General features: G+C 49.4%; 2 tRNA genes. Both read left to right on the forward strand.

Going from position 1 to position 269, the window contains the following annotated elements:
* A tRNA-Leu gene (locus C2M35_RS15430) sits at positions 1-87 on the forward strand.
* Between the two features lie 104 nt (positions 88-191).
* Positions 192-267: transfer RNA gene (locus tag C2M35_RS15435), tRNA-Gly, on the forward strand.
* Positions 268-269 lie beyond the last annotated feature (2 nt).

Here is a 269-nt window from a genome sequence, read left to right on the forward strand (position 1 = left end):
GCCCGGGTGGTGGAATTGGTAGACACAAGGGATTTAAAATCCCTCGCTGGTAACAGCGTGCCGGTTCAAGTCCGGCCCCGGGCACCATTTTAACACTATGTGTTTTCGGATTTTGCGAGTATAGAACAGCTGCAAGAAGGTAAGGACGCAACCTTAAACTTCTAGCAGTTAAACTATTCTCACTATGGAACGCGAGTATAGCTCAGCTGGTAGAGCGCAACCTTGCCAAGGTTGAGGTCACGAGTTCGAACCTCGTTACTCGCTCCAAT

The sequence above is a fragment of the Pseudoalteromonas sp. T1lg76 genome (genome assembly GCF_002964725.1).
Classification (GTDB): domain Bacteria; phylum Pseudomonadota; class Gammaproteobacteria; order Enterobacterales; family Alteromonadaceae; genus Pseudoalteromonas.